Raw genomic sequence first — 21,931 nt, forward strand, 5'->3', positions numbered from 1 at the left:
TAAAAATCCCTCAAGCTTGACTTGAGGGATTTTTCAATAAAGTAAAGGGAGATTCGGGAGATGTTTTATTTTTTTCTATATATTCTAAGTAGAGAATGGCCAGCTCTTATTCTCTTAGCTGTTGGATTGCTTATATCTTATTGGTTGAAGTCGTGGCGTTTGGCACTTTTGGCAGTCCTTGTATTCTTTTTGGTCACCAGTATATTGTGGCGACCTCAGTTGAGTCCGTGGCTTACTTTTCTCTTTTTATTCCTCGCTTTCTATTTATTGATTAAAAGATACAAATGGGTTCTTTATCCTGCTCTTGCTTTAGGCTTGTTGCTGTTGGCAGTTTCTCCTATAATTGGCTATCTTATTACAGTTTATGTTCCAGTAAGCCATTATGCCTATCTAGAGGAGAAAGGACAGACGGTAGTGGTTCGAGAAGACTATTATGGAGCTTATTTTGGTGATAGTAATATAGAGATTACAACTTATGTAGATGGGCAGCTTACATCATCAAAGGTAAAACGGTATGATAATGTCCCTATGAATAAGTTTTATAAAGAGAAAGATGTTAACTTAGATGCTTTTCTTGATCAACCCCTAACAAGCAAACGATTAGAGGAGTTAAAAGGTTTTATTAAGGAGAGGGAGCATCAAGAACCGTAGTTTACCAAGAAGTTGTTTTGATAGACCTATTGGGAATTTTCCTTGCCCGAATCGATAAAAAGTAGTATGATAAGACACAGATTATGAGGAGAAAGAAATGAAAGACTTTCACTTTGATGCGATTTCAGCATTTGAAAACTATGAGATTGAAAAGATGAAGGACGGTCAGGTTATTGTCACGACAGAAGTCGTTCAGTCTTCTTTGAACTATTATGGTAACGCTCACGGAGGTTATCTGTTTACTCTCTGTGATCAGATTTCTGGTTTAGTCTTGATTTCTCAAGATTTAGATGGGGTGACGCTTCAGTCTTCTATCAACTATATGCGAGCGGGACATCTGGGTGATAAATTAATCATTTCAGGAAACTGTGTTCACCCAGGGCGTAAAACACGAGTTGTAGATGTTACTATTACGAATCAAGATAAAGAAAATGTATGCAAGGCAACATTTACCATGTTTGTAACTGGTCAGAGAAAAGAAGCTAGGAAAATTAATATTTAGTTTAAAAGGCCTGATTTCTAACTGGAAACGGAGTTTTAAGTTTTTAAAATATGATAACCAGTATCTGAAATCGTGCACATAAAAAGCATCGCTCAAAGAGGATGCTTTTTATGTTTGTGACTTTCAGTCTGTCTCGCTCCGTAAGGTGCGAGACAAATAAACCACCCGCTATGCGGGTGCGCATCGAAGGTTATACCAAAAAAACTCTAAACGCGATACAATAAAGGTGTTCAAGCCAATTGTGAAGCGAAAGGAGAAAAATATGGCGCAAAAGGCACATAGTTTATCACACACAAAGTGGATGTGTTCTATCACATTGTGTTTACACCTAAGTATAGGTGAATCTTATCTATAATCAATATCGAAACAGTTTGGGTGAAATATTTCACCGATTATGTAGTTATAAAGGTGTTGAAATTATCGAGGGTCACTTGATGCCGGATCATGTATATATGTTAGTAAGTATTCCACCAAGGATAAGTGTTTCTAGTTTCATGGGGTATTTAAAAGGGAAAAGTGCACTCATGATGTTTGACAAACACGCCAACCTAAAGTACAAGTTTGGGAACCGACATTTCTGGGCGGAAGGTTATTACGTGAGTACAGTAGGACTTAATGAAGCCACAATTAAGAAATATATCCAAGAGCAGGAAAACATGATATAGCGTTGGATAAATTGAGTGTAAAAGAATATGAAGATCCCTTTAGGGATAGTGGTAAGTAATGCAAACACCTCTTTGAGAGGTTTGTGACGAGTCAAGAGCAATGAGGCTTGAACAAAGTGAAAGCCAGCATCTTTAGGCGCTGGCTGTTGATCTGGGCTTATAGCCATGGGACAAACCACCCGTTAGACGGGTGGTTATGATGTGTACAGATATAACAATGAATATTTTTTGATTTAGGAACCACCCTAATTGGTGAGAGGGAGATTTATCATCTTTTCCTAGAAAATTGCCTAGAAGTAGTGTGTAGGGCTGGTCATGCTCTTTCCCTTGAAAAATTGGGGGGACAAGATGACAGTTTTTCTTTCGGAAATATAATCAAGAGATCCCTGCGTTTCTTTGTGACTACATGATTGAAAAAGTGAGTGATTTATTGAAGATTTTATAGCTTTCTTGTATCAAAATCAGTCTTTTATGGTATACTAGCAAAGTGGAAGGAGGAGTACAATGGAAGAATTATTAAATCAGGTCTTACTATCACAGGATAGTGAAGTTTTCAATCAGATATTTGACGATTACTATCCCATTGATATTGCTCTTTCTTTGGAGGCTTTGGAGGATGAGGAAGGGAATCTCCTCAAAACCTTTACGGAAATGGCTAGTGATGATCAATTGGTAGAGATTTTAAAAGAAGCCGAGCCGGAGTTGCAACGAAAGATTATCCAATCGATTTCTTTCAAACGTACCAGCACTCTTTTTCATCTTATGCCAGATGATGATGTGGTAGATATTTTGGGTTACTTGAGTGTAGACTTGCGTAAACAATACTTAAGTATGATGAAAAATACCAGTCAAGAGAATTTGAAAGCTATGTTGGCTTACGATCCTCAGACAGCTGGTGGTCTGATGACGACAGAATTCATTACCTTAAATGAAAATCTGACCGTCTCAGCAACTCTCAATAAATTGAGGGAGATTTCGCCCAATACGGAAGTTATTGATACCTTATTTATTAGAAATGCGCATCATTCGCTAGTTGGCTGGATTGATATTCGTGATTTGTTTATACATGATGCAGAGATAAAACTCAGTGAATTTATGAATACTCAGATAGTGAGTGTAACGCCAGAGGTTGACCAAGAGGAAGTGGCACAGCTTTCTGCTAAATATAATTTATCGGTCGTACCGGTCGTCAATCATCGGCAGGTATTGCTAGGAATCATCACAATTGACGATATCGTCGATGTTTTGCAAGAAGAGTATCAAGAAGATATCTTGCGGATGGGTGGTGTCCAAGAAAGTGAAGAAATTGGAGGACCTTTCAAAGAATCACTCAAGAAACGCTTACCTTGGTTGATGATTAACCTAGTAACAGCCTTTCTAGCTTCTGCGACAGTGGCACTTTTTGATGATACGATTTCAAAAGTTGTAGCATTAGCAGCGATTAGTCCTATTATTACGGGAATGGGAGGAAATTCTGCCTCTCAGACACTTGCTTTGGTTATCCAGGGAATTGCCTTGGGGAAACTGGATCTGAAAGAAGATCAGAATTTAGTATTCAAAGAAATCGTGCTAGCTTTGGTTAATGGTTTCTTTACTGGTTTGATTGCAGCGATTGTCATGTTTGTCTTCTATCAAAATTTCTATCTGTCTGTTATTGTGGTATTGGCTATGATGATCAATCTAGCATGTGGTGCTCTATTTGGTTACTTTGTACCGCTGATTATCAAGACACTGCATCAGGATCCGGCTCTAGCCTCAACCATTTTCATTACCACGGCAACAGATGTGTTAGGTTATCTAGCTTTTCTAGGCTTAGCACAAATTTTCTTACCATTGATTATATAAAAAATGATACACAAAAAACGCTTGATTTTTCAAGCGTTTTTGTTTTCTTAGTTGTCGAACAAACCTTTAATTTTATCAATAGCACCGCTGGCCATTTCATTTCCAGCTACTAGTTTTTTAGCTTGATCAAGGTATTCACCGAGTTTGTCTTTATTTTCTTCGATAAACTTTTTAGCGCCATCAAAGTCTTTCTTTTCAATCATTTCTTTTACTTGGTTAAATAAATCTACTGGATTCATAGTTGTTGCTCCTTAGTAATCTTTTATACTATTTAATCAAATTTCAAATAGAAAAACAAGAATTCTGCTTATTTAAAGGTCACACAAACAGCTTCGGGAACGTAGAAATCGTGGGAGATTTCTGTTAATTTTCCACTCTCTGCATCGCGTTTGAAGATGGTTGCATTATCAGAGTCTTGATGGACGGCGATGATATGGTATTGATCTGGTGTGATGTTGAAATCCCGCGGATTTTGACCATTGGTAGGTACAATCTGGATTAACTCCAAGCTGCCGTCAGCTAAGATTTTGTAAACGGCAAGAGAGTCATGACCGCGGTTGGAACCGTAGAGAAACTTGCCATCAGCAGACAGACGGATAGCGGCTGTTCCATTGGCTCCTTCAAAATCCTCTGGCAAGGTGGAGACAGTTTGCAGGTGTTCAAAATGGCCGACTCCATCGTAAATCAGGACTTCAATAGTAGAATTAAGTTCACAGATCAAATAGGCGATTTTATAATGATGGTGGAAAACGATATGGCGGGCACCAGCTCCAGCAGCACATTTGTAGGTATCCAGAGGGGTAATCTTTCCATCTTCAGCAACATCATAGGTGGTGACTTCATCAGTTCCCAAGTCGCAGGTGATCAGGTATTGATCTGGTGTAAGGTCAGCATAGTGGACATGAGCAGACGCTTGGTTGGCGTGTGGTCCTTGACCTTGATGGCTAGCTGAGTCAGCCAGTTCTAGTTTGCCATCAGCTAGGCGTTTGTAGACTAAGACTTGTCCCTTATGATAATTGGCACCGTAAACCAAGTTACGCTCTTCGTCAACTGCTACATAGCAGAGCGGAGCCCCCTCTTCAACGACATGGTTGAGGAGCTGACCTGTCTGGTCAAAGGCTGCAATCCCCCCCTGTCCGTCCTTTGCTCCGACAGAATAGAGATGCCCAGCCTTATCAAAGGCTAGGTAGGTAGGACTGGGTTCTTCAGCAACCAAGGTCAAGTTTTCTAAAGTTCCTTTGTTAGAATTAAAATCTGCTTTGTAAATTCCTTTGGAATCTCTGCGAGTATAGGTTCCAAAGTAAACCGTTTGTGTCATTCCATTACCTCGTGTATATTTAGATTACTTGCTACTATTATATCATAAAAGCAGATGATAGGGCTTAGAGCGGAGGATTTGCCTGATTTTCAAAAGAATAGTATTGGTTTTGAAAAAACAGATAAAAAACAGATAGTGGGTAGGAAGGGGATAGATGGCTTTGTTAGAATAGAATTGTTCAAAAAAATAATTACTGTCAGGAAGCAACAAACTTCCTGCTTGCTAAACAAAGGAGAAATCAAATGAACGTTAAAAAAATTGCTATGCTCGTTGCTCTTATCGGAATGTCAGGATTCTTTTTAGCTGCATGCGGAAATAAAGAAGCTGATAACTCAGAAATTAAGGATGGGAAACAAGTGGACTTCCAGAAGGATGCTGTTGATAAGAAGACTAAGACAGTCGATGGCAAAGAAGTGACAGAATACACAATGCCGGATGGAAATGTTATTCAAATCCCAGCAGATGGTGAGGAAATTCCAGAAGATGGATCAGGATCTAGCTCAGAAGCTGAATAAAGATTAAAACATGTAGGTTGGAGGCAATATGTTTCGAAGAAAAAAAATGAATCGTAAGACCATTCTATTGGGCAGCACGGTCATTCTCGCTTGTGCTGGGCTGGGAGGCTATCTGTATTTTAGACAGATCAATCAACAACAGGCCATGAAAATGGCAGATAAGACGATTGATTCGCTGACAGTCCAAGAAGCTGTCAATAACAGCAAAAAAACAAGCCTGGTTTTATCTGGGGAAGTAGTTGCCAACAATAGCAGTAAGGTCAAGATTGACCCGTCTAAAGGGGAAGTCAAGGAAGTATTTGTCAAAAATGGTGATACCGTTACACAAGGACAGCCGCTCTTTTCCTATGCGACAGAGCAGCAATTGACAGCCCAGTCGGCTCAATATGATGCCCAGTCCAAGGCTAATGGCATTACAGCCGCTCAAAACAGCGCTGCGATTAAATGGGAAACCTATAATCGCAAGTTGGCCAGCTTAAACTCACTCAAGGACAAATACAATTCCAGTCAGGATGAGTCATTGCTGGAGCAGATAAAGTCAGCTGAAGACGAGCTGGCTCAGGCGTTGAGCGATGCTAAGACAGCGGATAATGAAGTGACGACAGCTCAAATTGAGGCTGAAAAGGCCCAGGTGACAGCTCAGACAGAATCAGACCGGATGAAGTATGATACTGTGACTGCCGATACAGCAGGAACAATTACCTCTATGAATGAAGATTTGCCCAATCAGTCCAAGGCCAAAAAGGAAGAAGAAAACTTTATTGAGATTATGGACAAGTCCAAAACTCTGGTCAAAGGTACTGTCAGTGAATTTGACCGTGAAAAGCTGAGTGTCGGCCAGAAAGTGGAAGTGGTGGATCGCAAGGATCCTAAGAAACGCTGGAGTGGTACGGTAACTCAGGTCGGTAGTCTGACAGCAGAAAATACTTCCAATAATAATGGTGGGAATAAGCAACAGGAAAATCCCAACCAAGGTAAGTATCCTTATACCGTAGAGCTGGATCAAGGTGGTGAAATGCCGTTGGTGGGTTCCCATTCCTATGTCAACATCGTGGAGAATGCTCCCGAGGCAGGAAAGGTAATTGTCAATAAGGCTTATACTTTCAATAAAAATGGCAAGACCTATGTCTGGAAGGTAGAAGGCAAGACTCTGAAATTGCAGGAAGTTAAGACCAAGAAAGTTTCTGACCGTTTGGTAGAGATTACAGAAGGTCTGACTATGCAGGATACCATTTCAACGCCAAGAGCAGGTATGGAAGAAGGGATGGAGGTAGGACAGCATGTTAAAGCTTAAGGATATCCACAAATCTTATCAGCAGGGCAGTCAGGAATTTCCAATTTTAAAAGGAATTGATCTGCATGTGAAAGAGGGGGATTTTCTAGCTATCATGGGACCGTCTGGATCCGGTAAGTCCACTCTGATGAACATTATCGGCTGTCTGGATAAGGCAAGTTCAGGGACTTATCATATTGAAGGGACCGATGTGTCTGAGCTGTCCGACAATCAGCTGTCCGATCTGCGCAATCAGAAGATTGGCTTCGTTTTTCAAAATTTTAACCTCATGCCCAAGCTGACGGCCTGCCAAAATGTGGAACTGCCTCTAACTTACATGAAAATTCCTAAAAAGGAGAGACGGGAGCGGGCACTGGAAATGTTGCGATTGGTCGGGTTGGAAGAAAGAAGTGATTTTAAGCCTATGGAGCTGTCCGGTGGTCAGAAGCAGCGGGTAGCCATTGCACGAGCCTTGGTAACTAATCCCAGCTTCATCCTTGGTGACGAACCAACGGGGGCCCTGGATACCAAGACCAGTGTGCAGATTATGGACCTTTTCAAGCAATTTAATGATGAGGGCAAAACCATTGTTATCATTACCCATGAGCCGGAAGTAGCCCAACTCTGCAAGCAGACGGTTATCCTGCGGGACGGTAATATAGAGAGCAAAGCGATAGGATAGAAAGGAAGCTGTATGGAAGATATTTTTGTAGCTCTGAATTCAATCTTGTCGCATAAAATGCGCTCTATGCTGACCATGTTGGGGATTATCATCGGGATAGGCGCTATCATCGCTATCTTTTCTATCATTGAGGGAAATACGGAGAATACCAAGCGTCAGCTCATTGGCGGAAACAATAACACAATCAAGGTTGTCTATGACAAGAAAAGCGCCATCGATCCAACCATTCCAGAGAAATCTCAAGCTCAGAAGCCTTCTTATATTCCCTTTATGGGAGAGGATGTGTTGAGCAAGATTAAGGAAATCTCCGGGGTCAAGAATGCTCTGCTGACCTACGGTACAGATGAGAAGATTTACTACCTGAGCCAAAAGTCATCTGGGAAGATTCAGGCTGTTTCGCAAACAGCCGCTGACATCAAGCAGCAACGTCTGCTAGAAGGTGAAGGATTCGACTCAGAAGCCTTTAAAAATCAAGAGCAGGTGACCTATCTGGAAAAGTCTCTTTATGACAGTCTCTTTCCAAAGGGTGATGGTATCGGCAAGTATGTGGAAGTCTTGGGTAATCCTTTTAAAGTTATTGGTGTATTTGAGTCGACTGAGCAGAGTGGCTTAACAGCTGGTGCGGAAAAGGTAGCCTATATTCCCCTGCAACAGTGGCATCGGATTTTTGATACCATTAATGTCAGTCCAGAAGTGACTGTCCAAACCCACAAGGCCGATGATTTGAAGAAGGTGGCCAAGAAGGTCAGTGATTATCTCAATCAGCAAATGCCACCGTCAGACTATATGTTTGGTGTGCTCAACCTGCAGGAATTCGAACGGCAGCTGGACAATCTCAACAAGTCCAACTTCGTCTTGCTAGCAGGTATTGCCAGCATCTCCCTCTTAGTCGGAGGTATTGGTGTTATGAATATCATGTTGGTTTCAGTGACAGAGCGGACTCGTGAAATCGGGATTAAAAAGGCTCTGGGAGCTCGGCGGAAGATTATTCTCAAGCAATTCCTGATTGAGGCGGTTATCCTGACTCTGATGGGAGGGATTATTGGCGTGGTGGCTGGTATCGCCTCAGGCTTTGCCATCACCCAGTCTCTAGCCTATCCGTATATTTTATCCCTCTTTTCTGTCTTTGTAAGTTTGCTCTTTTGTTGTATAATAGGAGTAGTATTTGGGCTCCTGCCAGCTGTGAAAGCATCCAAGCTGGATCCGATCCAAGCCCTGCGATTTGAATAGGTAAAGGAGAAAAAGCTAAGTATGCACAAGATTCTAGTGGTGGAAGATGATACTACGATTAATCAAGTGATTTGCGAGTTTTTAAAGGAAAGTCAGTATGAGGTAAGGCCAGTATTTGATGGTGGCGATGCTTTGCAGGCTTTTGAAGAAGAACCCTTCGATCTAGTCATCTTAGATATGATGCTGCCGACCAAGAGCGGTCTGGAAGTACTGAAGGAAATCCGCAAGACCTCTCAGATTCCGGTCATGATTTTGACAGCTCTGGATGACGAGTATACCCAGCTGGTCAGCTTTAATCACCTCATCAGTGATTATGTAACCAAGCCTTTTTCACCGCTAATCTTGGTCAAACGGATTGAGAATATTCTGCGCAGAAATACGGTTGCTTCAGAGATTGCTGTTGGCGACCTGACGGTTTCTATTGATGACTGCACGGTTTACTGGCAGGGTGAGAAAATGCCTCTGACCAAGAAAGAATATGAAATCTTGCAGACTCTGGCTAAGAGGAAGGGTCACTTGGTGACCCGAGATCAGCTGATGAATACCATTTGGGGCTACAGCGAGCTGGATAGTCGGGTACTGGATAATCATATCAAGAATATCCGCAAAAAGATTCCTGGTGTGCCGCTGAAAACCATTACGGGTATGGGTTATCAGCTTGGAGGAGAAGACAAGTGAAAATTGTCAAAAAGAACTTTCTCTTGACCTCGTCCATCATTTTCGTGGTGGTGACTATCGTTCTAGCCAGTCTTTACTTTGCCATGCCTGTGTATTATCAGCAGGTTAAGAGTGGAGAAGCTCAGCGGGAATTTGACCAAGTTTCCAAGCAGGTTAAGGGAAAGTCCAGTCAGCAAATCGGCGAGCTGTTGAGTGATTATAGTAAAAAGAGCAATCTGATTTGGTTTACCTTGCTGGCGAAAGACAATACGATTCTCTATCCTTCACTCGAAGCTGGCGATGAAAGTTCTCTGCAGCTGACCATCGTTCCAACAATTGCCAACAGCGACTATGAGAGCAAGAGTTTATCAGAAAGCTTTCGAACTTCAGATGGTAAAGAAGTTGTCCTGAGAGGGGAATATTCCTTACAACCGGTTTCTGATGCTAGTCGGATTTTGCTTAATCTCTATCCATTTGTCTTGCTTGTATCTCTGAGTCTGGGTGGTCTGGCTGCCTATCTCTACAGCCGGACTTCCAGTCAACGTATCAAAGCCATCTCTAAGAGCACCCGTCAAATGACGAGTCTGGCTCCAGATGTGACCTGTCAGGTCAAGGGGCGTGATGAGATTGCCGAACTGGCCCAAGATATCAATCATCTCTATGCTAATCTGCTGACCAGTATCGAGGCCTTGCGCCTAGAAAATGAAAAAGTAGCAGAAAGCGAGCGTGAGAAAGCTGAGTTTTTGCGGATGACATCGCATGAGCTCAAGACGCCCATTACCAGCATGATGGGGATGGTCGATGGCATGATTTATGGAGTAGGAGAGTTCAAGGATCGAGACAAGTACTTGCAGAAGTGCCGAGAAATCCTAGAGGAGCAGTCGGAGTTAGTCCAGTCTATCTTAGCCATTTCTAAACTGGAGATGAAGACTGAAACCGAACAGGAAGTCTTTTCACTCAAGCAGGTCTTGGAGGAAAATCTGAGCACCTATCGAGTTTTAGCAGATGTCAGACACTACCATTTTCAAGTTGAGCTGGCTGAAGCGAAGGTCAAGGGGAACCGCACCTATCTGCTCAAGGCTATCAAAAATCTTCTGGACAATGCCTTTCATTATACAGTAGAAGGTGGACAGATTCTACTTAGGCTGGAAGAGCATAAGCTAGTCATCGAAAATGAAGCGGAACGAGTCTTAAACAAAGACCAAATTCAGCAGATTTTTCAGCCTTTCTACCGGCCAGACTACAGTCGCAATCGCAAGGATGGCGGAACTGGTCTGGGACTCTTTATCGTTCAGCAAATTTTGGACAAGCATGGTCTGCGATATCAGTTTGAAGCCGTTGATGGGCAGAAGATGCGCTTTAGCATTTCTCTGCCCGCTGTCTAGAAATAGCCTTACATTCTAGCTGGCCTTGCAGGAGCAGAAGAGAGAAGTCAGAAGCTGTATTTTGCTAAAAATACAAGTCTTCTGGCACCTCTCTTTTTTTGCTTTTCCCTATAGCTGAGCAGAGAATTTTTCTCTGAAAAATGTTACAATGAAATGACGAGTTAAAGGAGGAGAATATGGAGCACAAAGAGAAAGATTTTAGCCTATCTTGGTTTTTTAAATGGTTTTTAGATAACAAGGCCATTACAGTATTTTTAGTAACCCTTTTGATGGGGCTGAATATTTTTATACTGAGTAAAATCAGTTTTATTTTTAGTCCAGTCATTGAATTTTTGGGAGTAATTATGCTGCCGGTTATTTTAGCTGGTCTGCTTTATTATCTGTTAAATCCCATCGTCGACTGGATGGAAAAGCACAAGATTAATCGACTGGTTGCTATTACCATTGTCTTTGTTTTAATTGCTTTTTTGATTATCTGGGGCTTGGCTGTTGCTATTCCTAGCTTGCAGCATCAGGTCATGGCCTTTGTCAGAAATGTTCCAGCTTATCTAAAGCAGGCTGACAAGTTCATCGACGATGTTGTGACCAAGTATATTTCGGCAGATTTCAAGCCGCAGATTGAGGAATACACTAGCAATCTGTCTAGTCAGATTACCGATTGGGCCAGCAATTTTTCATCGCGGGCAGTTAATTGGGCGGGGAACTTGATTAGTACAACTTCGCAGATTGTCGTGGCTATTATCATCATGCCGTTTATCCTTTTTTACCTGCTGAGAGATGGGAAAAATCTGAAAGGCTATGTGACCCAGTTTCTGCCAACTAAATTCCGCGAATCCTTTGGTCAAGTGATGACGGATATCAACAGCCAGCTGGCCAACTATGTGCGCGGTCAGGTGACGGTCGCTATCATTGTAGCTCTGATGTTTATCGTTTTCTTCAAGATTATTGGTCTGCGCTATGGTGTCACTCTTGGAGTAATTGCGGGCGTTCTCAATCTGGTACCTTATTTGGGCAGCTTTTTGGCCATGCTTCCAGCTCTGGCAATCGGTTTGATTGCTGGCGGTCCAGTGATGCTGGCTAAAGTCATTGTCGTTTTCATCGTTGAGCAGACTATCGAGGGGCGTTTTGTTTCTCCTCTGGTCTTGGGCAGTCAGCTCAGTATTCATCCAATTACGATTTTATTCGTATTATTGACTTCTGGTACCATGTTTGGCATTTGGGGCGTTTTCCTGGGAATTCCCGCCTATGCTTCAGCAAAAGTAGCCATTGCAGCCATCTTTAAGTGGTATCAGAAAGTAAGTGGCCTCTACGAAGCCGATTTTGAACAAGAAGGAGAAATCAGTGAGCAAGAGTGAGCAAATGTTGGCAGCTTTACAGGAGCAGGACCTAGCTCTGGCTGATCGCTATTTCGAGCAAGCCCTGACTACAGACAGCGAAGAAGAATTATTGGATTTGGCCGATTACTTAGAGAGTATCGGCTTTTTCCCTCAGGCCAAGCGTATTTTTGAAAAGTTGGCTCCTGACTATCCAGCTTCTTATATCAGTCTGGCAGCTATTGCCAGTGATGATGGGGACTTGGAGCAGGCTTTTGCCTATCTGGAGGAGATTCATCCAGGCAGTGACTGGTATGTTGCTGCTCTCTTGGCTAAGGCTGACCTCTATCAGCTAGAGGGGCTGCCTGATGTAGCTCGTGAAAAACTGGCTCAGGCAGCAGAGCTGACTGATGAGCCTTTGGTAACCTTTGGTCTGGCTGAGATAGATTTGGAGCTGGGGGATTTTTCTCAGGCGATTAAGGAATACGCCCAGCTGGACAATCGCTCAATCTTTGAGCAGACAGGTGTCTCAACCTATCAGCGGATTGGAGTCTGCTATGCCAGCCTTGGAAAATTTGCAGCGGCTATTGAGTTTTTGGAGAAAGCAGTTGAGCTGGAATACGATGATGCTGCTGTTTATGAGCTAGCAACTATATTAGCGGACCAGGAAGAATACCAGAAGGCCAATCTTTATTTTAAGCAACTGGATACTCTGTCACCGGATTTTGAAGGCTACGAATATGGTTATGCTTTGTCTCTTCATGCGGAACATCGGACGGCTGAAGCTCTGACTCTTGCTCAGCAGGGCTTGGCTAAGAATCCTTTTGAGACTCGGCTCTTGCTTTTAGCCTCACAGCTTTCTTATGAACTTCATGATGAGAAAGCGGCTGAAAATTATCTCTTGCAGGCTCAGGAAGATGCGGATGATTTGGAAGAGATTGTCTTGCGACTGACTACTCTTTACTTGGAGCAGGAGCGTTATGAGGATATTTTAGAATTTGCAGAGCAAGAAGTCGATAATGCCTTGACTCGCTGGAATCTGGCGCGTGCTTATCAGGCTTTGGAAAATCTGGAAAAAGCAGAGGAACTCTATAATCAACTGGCTCGTGAATTGCATGATAATCCAGAGTTTCTAGAGCAGTATGTCTATCTTTTGCGAGAATTAGGCAGATTTGAAGAAGCTAAAAGGGCTGCTGCTTCTTACCTGAGATTGGTACCTGATGATGCTAGTATGCAGGAGCTTTATGAAAGTTTATAATAGCTGAAGAAGCACTCGCTCAGCCCTTTCCCGAGATTTATGGTATAATGATTGGCGTAGAAATTCAGTAAGCCACTGTAATAAAGATGAAAAAACTTAGCTGGATGGGCAATAATATTTATAAGAAGAGAAAGATTAAGGAAAAAGAATGGCAGAACCAATCAAATTATTTCAATATAATACTTTGGGAGCCTTGATGGCTGGTCTTTACGATGGCAGTATGACTGTTGGAGAGCTGCTTCAGTATGGAGATTTGGGCTTGGGAACACTGGACTCTATTGATGGTGAGCTTATTATTCTCGATGGTAAGGCTTATCAAGCAAAGGGCTCTGGAGAAGTGCCAGAAGTGGTTGAGGTGTCACCGGATATGACAGTACCTTATGCGGCAGTTGTTCCACATCAGGCGGAGGTCATTTTCCGTCAGCGCTTTGAGATGGATGACAAGGAGTTGGAAAAGCGGATTGAGTCTTACTATGATGGCGAAAATCTTTTCCGCTCTATCAAGATTCATGGCGATTTCGCCCGCATGCATGTTCGGATGATTCCCAAGTCTACGACGGAACGGAAGTTTGCAGAAGTAGCAGTCAACCAGCCTGAGTATCGTAAGGAAAATGTCACGGGGACCATCGTTGGTATCTGGACGCCAGAGATTTTTCACGGAGTCAGTCTGGCAGGTTATCATCTGCATTTTGTATCAGACGATCTGACTTTTGGCGGACATGTTATGGATTTTGTTATCAAAGAAGGTGTCGTCGAGTTGGGTGCTGTAGACCAGCTGGATCAGCGTTTCCCAGTACAAGATCGTAAGTATCTCTTTGCTAAGTTTAATATGGATGAGATGAAAGAAGATATGGAAAAGTCGGAATAAATAGTAGGGGTGAGCATTGTTTGCTTCCCTCTTTTTTGATATAATTGGAAAAAATAAAGGAGAAAAGAAGCTATGATTTATTTGGTAAACGCCAGCCCGAATAGGAATGGTAATAGTTTTAAGTTGGGGCACTTTTTTCTGCGGGATAGAGATTATGAGGCTCTTCAATTAGTGGACTACCACATTGAGCAATATGGCCAGTCAGCAGAAAACGACCAGTTCTTTCAAGTCTATGAGCAACTGAGTCAGGCTGATGTACTGGTCTTTACCAGTCCTATTTATTGGTGGTCTTTTTCGGGTCTGCTAAAAACCCTGTTGGACCGATTGGCTGATGTGCATGAGCCTCAGGAAGTACTCAAGGGCAAAAGGGTGTTTTTCCTCCTGCAAGGTTCTCAGCCCAGCAAAGAAATTGAAATGCTGGACTACGTGATGAGCCGCTTTTGCCAGAACTGCGGACTCGAATATGAGGGGCTGGCAGTAACCAATCATGAGCTAAAAGAAATTGATGGTTGGGAATTAGCAGCCCTACAGGAAAAATTAGATAAGGTTTTATCAGAAGGTTAAAAGTGAGAAGATTCGTTTGCGAGTCTTCTTTTTTTACTATAAAAATGGAGTCTTTTTTTATGTGTCTATTTTTGGACACTATGCCCCTCAACTACAGTCATATCCATGGCTAACTATATATAAATGTTGTATAATACCAATTGCTATTAAATATTAATATAGGAGATTCTATGGGAAAAGAATTATTTAACCCCCATTTAAATAAGTTTTCAATTCGAAAATTAAATGTCGGAGTTTGCTCGGTATTATTATCTACCGTTTTCCTTTTAGGTACTGCGGCTACGGTCAATGCAGATGAAACTGCCAGCGGATCTGTAGATGAAAATATCTCACTGCCAGAAAAGCCGACGGACTCTGCTGTGAGTCAGCCAGTCAGTCAGCCTGCTCTTGAGAATACAGCAACATCTGCTGTTCCTGAAACAGCTAACTCAGAAGCAAGTGCTGATCAAAATCAGCTGGTAAGCCCAGCTGCTGCCCCAGAGCAAGCGACACCTGAAAAGGCGCAAGAAGCTAATCAAACAGCTGAGACCTCTAATGAAGCCAGACCAGCTGAAGCTAGTCGGACGCGCTCTTATTCAGTGCAATATACGCCAAAACCAAGTTCTGCGGCTATGCCAAGGTCTGATCGTAACGGCCAGCCAATGGAGACAGGAACATCATTCCGTACTACAAGTCCTGCTGGTCAAGCTAGCTCTGCTATACAAGATGCAACACCTAATCCTACAGTTTCTAAACCAACACTGGAAGAATCAGTAAGAAAACGCTCTGATGAGTTGATGAAGCAAGTGAACTGGCTAGATTTTGGTGATACTAAATCACTGAGAAATCTAGATAAAGATGGCTCCTTTAAAGTTGGAACAGTATATGAGAAGGAAATTTCGCCGGGCTATGTGGTCAAACTGACTGTGACGGAATTGAAACCTTTCTATGCGACAGAGATCTATCGTGATCGAGTAAAGGGGACTGAGTACGAAAGCAGTTATGATCCCAATGCAAAAAATACTTGGCTTCAATATACCAATAGCAATAATTATGCTTATCAGTATTGGTATGGTGATGATTACCGTCCTAAAATTACTGGTGCTGCTCAGAATCAATATTCAGCTATTAAGTCAGAAGGAATTGATACTAAAGGGCGTAAGACCCAACTGCAGGTTCCTAAAGATGAAGCCAACTATGGTGTGAAGTTCAAAGTTGAAGCTAGATATCGTGGGAAGCCAGTTAAAGCAACAGTTGTCATGGCTGATGGAGAAGAGGCAAACCCTGGCGAGTATGCTATCTTTACAACCAATGGTAAGGGTTGGGAACATTTGGCCGAGTGGAAGCGAACAGTTACAGACGCAAATGGTGTGACTACTGAGATTACAGAAACCTATAAGCCAATGAAGCCTACTACAGAAGGACAATTTATTGGAAATGACGGTACTGGGGTTCATTGGCAGGCCTATGTCAGTCCGGACCAAAAGACAGGCGGACTGGGAAGCCAAGTATTTGGACCGAACGTTTCTAGACACAATACAATTCCGCTTGTCATGACACGTGGTGCATCAGAGGTTGGTATTTACATAGCTTCTTCTGGCCAGCAGGCTGCGATGATTGGTTTTATGGCAATCGATGAAGGGGATGCACCGGATTCCTATGGAAAAGCTATCCATGCTATTTCAAGATACAATGCTGAAACTGGCGGTCAAAATCCACAGCCATTCTTGGGCCGTGTTCAGGCTGATATTGATACCTCGTCTGGCAACAACTGGAAACATGATGATGATACAGAATTGGCCGATGAAGGTGTCAATCAGCTCTTGTCTGATGATTTAGTCGGGAAAACCAATGGTCTTTTTCCAGTAAACCGTCTGCATGACGGAGATTATTCTCTCCGCATCCATGCTTCGGCTAATGGATACGAAAAAGCCTATGTTCGCGCATGGATTGACTTCAATAATAATGGTGTCTTTGACGAAGACGAAGCCAGTGAATTTACCGAAGTAACAACTGCGGGAGATTATACTGTCAACTTTAAGAAGAATCCAGCTATGACCAATCCTGAACTTAGCAAGCTGGGAATGCGTGTTCGTATTGCCTTGAACAAGGGAGATATTGAAAAGCCTACCGGAACTGCATTTAGTGGTGAGGTGGAAGACCTAGAAGTTGAACTGACCTATCCACCAAAAGGTGAGAAGAAGGAAAGTACTGGAATCCGTGATCAGAGACAGACAGCCACTCTTCATTTCACTCCGCAGGGAATTGCTCAAAATACTGAAAATAAGAAAGTAGCAATTGATACTACCAAAGCTCCGATTGTATTAGATACGAGAGGAAATGCCCTGACAGCTGATGCAGAAGGCTGGTATAACACTGCTGAAGGCCGTTATAAAGTAACTGCAAACGGTGCTGATGTAGATGTGGTATATGAGCCTAAAGCTGGCTTTATCGGCACAGCCCAGGGAATTAACATCCGTCGTTTTGATACTAACGGCGCAAGTACAGATTGGATTGCTAAGAATCAGGCTGAAGCGGTTATCAATGATCAGCTCAACACCATGGATGGACGTTATGTACCAACTGTGCTGAATGTTCCTAAGTATGAAACAACGGATGCTCAAGGACTGACGCAAGAAAAGACGCCTGTCTTTAATGATGGTGATGCTCGCAAAACTTCGGCAAGTCCGACGGCAGCAAATCCAGTAAAATTTGTGAAAGCGGATGGAACGACTACAGATGATACTAGAGTTCCAGCTTTATCAAATGGTCAGGAAGTCGGTCGTTTTGAAGTCCAACCTGCAACAGGTAAGATTACTTTCAAACCAAACAAAAACTTTGTTGGTACAGTAGATCCTGTGTCTGTTCAAATGATTGATGGCAAAGGTATTCCGCACCAAGCTGTTTATCAGCCAAAGGTGACTCCTGTTAGACCATCTGCTCAAGGTGCCAGCAGCGAGGCCATTCAAGGTGCAGTTCAGACAGGACAGCTGACCTTCAATCCGGGCAATAATCGTGTGCCTATTGATAGCAAGAAGTTGCCAACCTTTGATAATGACAGCCAAACTAAAACAGTTGCTGGTGTCGGCACTTATCAGGTGGATAATCAAGGCCTAGTTACCTTTACTCCACTGCCGACTTATACTGGCCGTCCAGCAGCAGAGACTGTCAAGCGAGTAGATGTCAATGGGACAGAAGTAACTGCTAACTATCAGGCTGATGTAAAAGCAGCAGCACCAAGTGCGACGAATGCTGAAACCAGTGGCATACAAGGTCAAGTTCAGCGAGGAAAAGTCAGCTTCACAGAAGGTTCTGCGCAAGTCAACGGTCAAAAACAAACGGTGGCCTTTCCAGCTGGCTCAACTCCGCTCTTTGACAATGGTTCGGCTGTTAAAGAAGTGCCTACTGTTGGTAAGTTTGAAGTGGATGAGGATGGAAATGTAACCTTTACTCCAGAGAAACAATTTAAAGGCCTTACGCCAGACATCAGGATTACTCGTACAGATACGAATGGCAGCACGGCTACAGCTATCTACAAGGCGACAGTCACTGCTGTAACTCCAACAGGGACAAACATCACCAGCACTGGTAAACAAGGCCGTCCACAGACAGGTAAGCCAAACTTTGTAAGTGGAAACCCAGATGTACCACTGGATAATGATACTGCAGCGACTTTCGATGATGGAAGCAAGCGCAAGGTTGTTCCAAATGTTGGTATCTTTGAGGTGGCACCAGATGGATCTGTCACTTTCACACCTAACAAGCAATTTGTTGGCACACCAGATCCAGTTGTTGTTAAGCGTGTAGATAAGAATGGCACTCCTGTGACGGCTAAGTACACGCCTACAGTTGAGAAAGTGACTCCAAGAGCAACAGGTGCTCAGACAAAAGGCCCACAAGGTCAAGTTCAAAAAGGCAAGGTTACTTTTGAACCAGGAAGTCCGCAGGTCGGCTTCCCAGAAAACAGCACGCCAGTCTTTGATACCGGCACGAATGTGAAAGAAATTGCCAAAGTCGGTAAGTTCGAAGTAGACGGAGAGGGTAATGTCACTTTTACTCCAGTCAAAACCTTTGTAGGTAAAACTCCTGAAGTTGAGCTCAGCCGTGCAGATGTCAATGGAACAGTTGCCAAGGCTAAATATCGGGCGACTGTGACCGCTGTGACTCCGACGGGAACTGGAGATCAGACAGAAGGTCCGCAAGGACAAGTTCAAAAGGGCCGTGTAACTTTTAAAGCTGGCGATCCCAAAGTAGGATTCCCAGCCAACAGCACGCCAGTCTTTGACACAGGTACGAATGTCAAAGAAATTGCCAAAGTCGGTAAGTTTGAAGTAGATGGAGAGGGCAATGTCACCTTCACGCCAGACAAACAGTTCAAGGGTGAAACACCAGAAATTAGCATTTCTCGCAAAGATGCAAATGGTATTGCCGCAAAAGTTACTTATGTTGCGACGGTTACATCAGTAACTCCAACAGGTACTAATGTGACTAGTACTGGCCCACAAGGTATTCCGCAAACGGGTACCCCAACTTTCCAAGGTGGTGATCCGCTGGTTCCGATTGATGAAGCAGTAGAGCCAACTTTCGAAGATGGCAGCAAGGAAAAGGCTATTCCAGGTCAGGGAACATACACGATTGCTCCAGATGGCACAGTGACCTTCACGCCGGAGAAGCAGTTTGTAGGAAAGCCAGATCCAATCACTGTAAAACGTGTCGATAAGAACGGCACTCTGGTTACTGCAACTTACAGTCCAGAGTTTACCAAGGTAACTCCAACAGGTACTGGTGATAAGACAGAAGGATTGCAAGGTCAGGTTCAAGAAGGCCATGTTACTTTCACTCCAGGTCATGATTCTGTGCCGTTTCCAGCTGAAACAACTCCGCTCTTTGACAATGGTTTGACTGTTAAAGAGGTTCCAACCGTTGGTAAATTTGAAGTGGATGCCAATGGCAAGGTTACTTTCACGCCAGACAAGCAGTTTAAGGGAACCACTCCTGAGCTGACATTGGTTCGAGCTGATGTGAATGGCACTCCTGTCACCGTCAAATACCAAGCTGTAGTGAAAGAAGTGGTTCCAACGGGAACAAATATTACCAGCATTGGTGAGCAAGGCCGTCCACAAACAGGCAAGCCAAACTTCGTGAGCGGCACTCCGGGAGTTCCACTGGATAATGATACTCCGGCTACTTTCGATGATGGAAGCAAGCGCAAGGTTGTTCCAAATGTCGGTATCTTTGAAGTGGCACCAGACGGTTCTGTTACCTTTACCCCAGATAAGCAATATGTTGGGACGCCAGATCCAGTTGTTGTTAAGCGAGTGGACAAAAATGGCACTCCTGTGACAGCTAACTATACGCCAACTGTTGAGAAAGTGACTCCAAGAGCGACAGGTGCTCAGACGGAGGGGCTTCAAGGCCAAGTTCAAAAAGGCAAGGTTACTTTTGAAGCAGGAAGTCCGCAAGTCGGCTTCCCAACCGGCAGCTCACCGGTCTTTGATACTGGTACGAATTTCAAAGAAATTGCCAAAGTCGGTAAGTTCGAGGTTGATACAGAGGGGAATGTTACTTTCACACCAGTCAAATCGTTTGTTGGTAAGACACCAGAAGTTGAACTTAGCCGTACAGATGTCAATGGTACAGCAGCAAAAGCCAACTACCAAGCAACTGTGACAGCTGTTACTCCGACAGGTACTGGTGATAAGACAGAAGGATTACAAGGTCAGGTTCAAAAAGGTCATGTCACCTTCACGCCAGGCCATGAATTAGTTCCATTCCCAGCAGGCTCGACTCCGCTATTTGGTAACGGAAAAAATATTAAAGAAATACCAAATATCGGTAAGTTCGAAGTAGATGCAGATGGCATTGTGACCTTCACTCCAGACAAACAGTTCAAGGGTGAAACACCAGAACAGGGATTAATTCGTTTAGACGCTAACGGAACTCCGGTTATTGTCAAATATCAAGCAATAGTGAAAGCAGTAGTCCCAACTGGTAAAGATGCTACATCTACAAATATCAAGGGCCATGTTCAAACTGGCAAACCTATCTTCGAAGCAGGTGATCCATTGGTTCCAATTGATGAAACAGTTGAACCAACTTTCGAAGATGGAAGTAAGGAAAAGACAATTCCAGGTCAAGGAACATATACCATTACTCCAGATGGAGCAGTGACCTTCACTCCAGATGCTGATTTCCTTGGTCAGGGAAGCGGTGTGACTCTTGTCCGTCGCGATAAGAATGGCACCTCAGTGACGGCTCGCTATGTTCCGACCGTGGTTGCACCATCAACCAGCCAGGACAGTGTGTCCAGCGGCCGCAAGGGCCAAGCTCAAACGGGCACGCCAACCTTTGAAGGGGCGATTGACCAGGCAGTAGCACCGACCTTTGCGGATGGCAGCACCGAAATGGTTGTCCCAGGAGAAGGAACTTATCGTTTCAATATGCTGGGGGCAGTGACTTTCGTACCGGAGGCAGACTTTGTCGGAACTGCTCGCGGAGTCGTCGTGAAGCGTTCAGATATTTATGGCAATGCCGTGACGGCTACCTATACCCCAACTGTTTTGGGAAGTACTGCCACAGAAGATACCGGCAGCACGGGTCTCAAAGGCCAGCCGCAGACTGGTAAACCAATCTTTGAAGGCGACGTAGATCCAACTGTTCCGCCAACTTTCGAGGATGGCAGTACCGAAAAGGTTGTTCCAGGTCAAGGTACTTACACGATTGCGCCAGATGGCACTGTGACCTTTGTACCGGAAACTGGCTTTGTCGGTCAAGCTGATGGCGTGACAGTGATTCGCAAAGACCGCAATGGTCAGACGATTTCAGCAATCTATGTTCCGACTGTGACAGAAGATCCTGTTCAGCCAGAGCGGACGATTACGCCTGCACAACCTTCTCTTTCCAAGAGTGAGAGTGGAAAAGCCCTTCCTAAGACAGGTACAGAAGAAACCTCCTACTTGGCAGCAAGCTTACTTGCGGGAGTATCAGGTTTGGGACTGTTTGGCTTAGAGAAGAGGAAGAAAAAGTCTGAAGACTAAGAGGTGAGAACTTAGCTTCTAACCGCTAAATCAAAATAGGAAAGATTCGTTTATGGATCTTTCCTATTTTTGTTAAAAATAGACTGTTTTCAACAAAGTGTCTAATTATAATGTTAGTTTCTTACAATTATAGTTATATATATGGATAACTAAAATAGAATAGTGTATAATAAAATCTGCAATTTAAAT

16 protein-coding genes and 1 pseudogene are annotated in these 21,931 nt (G+C 43.4%); 15 read left to right on the forward strand and 2 right to left on the reverse strand.

Features of this window, described 5'->3' with window-relative positions; translation table 11 throughout:
* Positions 1-60: 60 nt before the first annotated feature.
* From O3627_RS07905 to mgtE, 4 genes and pseudogenes are all read left to right on the forward strand, one after another.
* The gene (locus tag O3627_RS07905; protein WP_101771221.1) at positions 61-651 is read left to right on the forward strand and encodes a hypothetical protein; all 591 of its coding nucleotides are present in this window, start codon (positions 61-63) and stop codon (positions 649-651) included.
* 97 nt (positions 652-748) lie between these two features.
* Positions 749-1,153: a PaaI family thioesterase gene (locus O3627_RS07910; protein WP_343091835.1), complete on the forward strand. Its 405-nt coding sequence runs from the start codon at positions 749-751 to the stop codon at positions 1,151-1,153.
* 262 nt (positions 1,154-1,415) lie between these two features.
* Positions 1,416-1,877: pseudogene (gene tnpA, locus O3627_RS07915) on the forward strand (IS200/IS605 family transposase).
* 445 nt (positions 1,878-2,322) lie between these two features.
* Complete coding sequence (gene mgtE / locus O3627_RS07920) at positions 2,323-3,663, forward strand: magnesium transporter (protein ID WP_371621334.1); 1,341 nt, start codon at positions 2,323-2,325, stop codon at positions 3,661-3,663.
* A gap of 47 nt (positions 3,664-3,710) precedes the next feature.
* Here mgtE and O3627_RS07925 read toward each other — a convergent pair whose 3' ends face one another.
* Positions 3,711-3,902 (reverse strand): hypothetical protein, encoded by a 192-nt coding sequence (locus tag O3627_RS07925; RefSeq protein ID WP_011836777.1) that lies wholly within the window; start codon positions 3,900-3,902, stop codon positions 3,711-3,713.
* 68 nt (positions 3,903-3,970) lie between these two features.
* The gene (locus tag O3627_RS07930; protein ID WP_125383143.1) at positions 3,971-4,981 is read right to left on the reverse strand and encodes a lactonase family protein; all 1,011 of its coding nucleotides are present in this window, start codon (positions 4,979-4,981) and stop codon (positions 3,971-3,973) included.
* A gap of 242 nt (positions 4,982-5,223) precedes the next feature.
* On the opposite strand from O3627_RS07930, the gene O3627_RS07935 reads away from it, so the two are divergent.
* The 11 genes from O3627_RS07935 to O3627_RS07985 all read left to right on the forward strand — a co-directional run bounded on the left by O3627_RS07935 (position 5,224) and on the right by O3627_RS07985 (position 21,742).
* Positions 5,224-5,496, forward strand: a complete 273-nt coding sequence (locus O3627_RS07935; RefSeq protein ID WP_002895853.1) for a hypothetical protein — start codon at positions 5,224-5,226, stop codon at positions 5,494-5,496.
* 28 nt (positions 5,497-5,524) lie between these two features.
* The gene (locus tag O3627_RS07940) at positions 5,525-6,790 is read left to right on the forward strand and encodes an efflux RND transporter periplasmic adaptor subunit (RefSeq protein WP_125383146.1); all 1,266 of its coding nucleotides are present in this window, start codon (positions 5,525-5,527) and stop codon (positions 6,788-6,790) included.
* Positions 6,777-7,451, forward strand: coding sequence for an ABC transporter ATP-binding protein (locus O3627_RS07945; RefSeq protein ID WP_002895848.1), 675 nt, complete (start codon positions 6,777-6,779; stop codon positions 7,449-7,451). Before O3627_RS07940 ends, O3627_RS07945 begins: the two co-directional genes overlap by 14 nt.
* A 75-nt stretch (positions 7,452-7,526) precedes the next feature.
* Positions 7,527-8,681: an ABC transporter permease gene (locus O3627_RS07950; protein WP_371621345.1), complete on the forward strand. Its 1,155-nt coding sequence runs from the start codon at positions 7,527-7,529 to the stop codon at positions 8,679-8,681.
* Between the two features lie 21 nt (positions 8,682-8,702).
* The gene (locus tag O3627_RS07955) at positions 8,703-9,359 is read left to right on the forward strand and encodes a response regulator transcription factor (RefSeq protein ID WP_002897805.1); all 657 of its coding nucleotides are present in this window, start codon (positions 8,703-8,705) and stop codon (positions 9,357-9,359) included.
* Complete coding sequence (locus O3627_RS07960; protein WP_125383149.1) at positions 9,356-10,723, forward strand: HAMP domain-containing sensor histidine kinase; 1,368 nt, start codon at positions 9,356-9,358, stop codon at positions 10,721-10,723. The genes O3627_RS07955 and O3627_RS07960 overlap by 4 nt, the downstream gene beginning before the upstream one ends.
* A gap of 176 nt (positions 10,724-10,899) precedes the next feature.
* Positions 10,900-12,078, forward strand: coding sequence for an AI-2E family transporter (locus O3627_RS07965; RefSeq protein WP_002897803.1), 1,179 nt, complete (start codon positions 10,900-10,902; stop codon positions 12,076-12,078).
* Positions 12,065-13,294: a tetratricopeptide repeat protein gene (locus O3627_RS07970; protein ID WP_125383151.1), complete on the forward strand. Its 1,230-nt coding sequence runs from the start codon at positions 12,065-12,067 to the stop codon at positions 13,292-13,294. Before O3627_RS07965 ends, O3627_RS07970 begins: the two co-directional genes overlap by 14 nt.
* Positions 13,295-13,442: 148 nt before the next feature.
* Positions 13,443-14,162 (forward strand): acetolactate decarboxylase, encoded by a 720-nt coding sequence (gene budA / locus O3627_RS07975; RefSeq protein WP_002897801.1) that lies wholly within the window; start codon positions 13,443-13,445, stop codon positions 14,160-14,162.
* Between the two features lie 72 nt (positions 14,163-14,234).
* On the forward strand, positions 14,235-14,726 hold the full coding sequence (locus O3627_RS07980; RefSeq protein ID WP_002900615.1) for a flavodoxin family protein: 492 nt from the start codon (positions 14,235-14,237) through the stop codon (positions 14,724-14,726).
* A 170-nt stretch (positions 14,727-14,896) separates the two neighbouring features.
* Positions 14,897-21,742, forward strand: a complete 6,846-nt coding sequence (locus O3627_RS07985; protein WP_371621335.1) for a CshA/CshB family fibrillar adhesin-related protein — start codon at positions 14,897-14,899, stop codon at positions 21,740-21,742.
* Positions 21,743-21,931 lie beyond the last annotated feature (189 nt).

The sequence above is a fragment of the Streptococcus sp. 27098_8_82 genome (assembly GCF_041431615.1).
Classification (GTDB): Bacteria; Bacillota; Bacilli; order Lactobacillales; family Streptococcaceae; genus Streptococcus; species Streptococcus sanguinis_K.